This window comes from Streptomyces sp. RP5T, assembly GCF_003933965.1.
Lineage (GTDB): Bacteria > Actinomycetota > Actinomycetes > Streptomycetales > Streptomycetaceae > Streptomyces.
In genome coordinates, this window is sequence record NZ_RSAJ01001139.1 from 1 (window position 1) to 1087 (window position 1087).

Annotated in this window: 1 protein-coding gene; it reads right to left on the bottom strand. The window is 71.9% G+C overall.

Annotated features, from left to right (window positions below; all coding sequences use genetic code 11):
* Positions 1–70 precede the first annotated feature (70 nt).
* Entirely contained in the window at positions 71–916 is an 846-nt protein-coding gene (locus EHS43_RS45000) for an inositol monophosphatase family protein (RefSeq protein WP_125196101.1), read from the bottom strand.
* Positions 917–1087 lie beyond the last annotated feature (171 nt).

A 1087-nucleotide genomic window follows, 5' to 3' on the forward strand; every position in this document is an offset into this window, starting at 1 on the left:
GACATTGCCCTCCGCCCATCACCGCCTACCGTCCGCCGTCCGCCCTGCGCCCTCCGTCCCAGCCGACGCGTCAGGCCTCGTCCGCCAGGAGTCCCCGCACCCTCCGGGCCGTCGCCGCGTCGCGGGCCGCGGTGAAGGGAAGGGTGTTGCCGCCCTTGATGCTGAACGGCTCGCCGGTGAGGGTCAGATGGGCGCCGCCCGCCTCCTCGACCAGCAGCAGGCCCGCCGCGTGATCCCAGGCCGCCTCCCAGGAGAACGCCACGGCGTCCGACTCCCCCCGGGCGACGGCGAGATACTCCAGGCCCGCCGAGCCGCACGGGCGCGGGGCGACACCGTCCGTCCACAGCCCCAGCAGGCTGCGCTTCTGCTCCGGTGTCGTGTAGTCCGGGTGGGAGGTGGCCACTTGGAGGTCGCGCCCCGGGTCGGGGGCGCCCGAGTACAGCCGCTCGCCGTCGAGGAACGCGCCCCGGCCGCGTATCGCCGTGGCCAGTTGGTCCCGGGCCGGCGCATAGGTCCAGGAGGCGAGCAGGACGCCGTTCCTCGCGAGCGCGACCAGCATGCAGAAGCCGGGGTCGCCGTGCACGAACTGGCGGGTGCCGTCGACGGGGTCGACTATCCAGACCGGGGTGTCGCCCTGCAGCGCCTCGTACGACGCCGGATCGGCGTGGACCGCCTCCTCGCCGACCACGAGAGAGCCGGGCAGGAGGGCGCCGAGCGCCTCGGTGAGGTACTGCTCGGCCAGCCGGTCGGCGTCCGTGACCAGGTCGTGCGGGCCGGCCTTCTGGTCGACCTCGTGCGCGGCGAGCCGTCGGAAGCGGGGCATGACCTCGGCCGCCGCGGCCTTGCGCACCGCCTCTTCCACGTCGCCAGCGTGCCGGTCGAGAAACTCGTCGATGGTTTCCGTGTCTTCGATCATGACTCCATGAGAGCACGCGGGACTGACAATCCCCACCCGTCCGATGGAGGGCGGGTGGAATCACCATGAACACCAGGTTCCGGGGTCAACGGGCATACAAGACAAAGCGGGAGCGAAAGTCGCTCAAGTCAGGAAGAATCCCCCGACGCCCTCACCGCCCCACCGCGTACC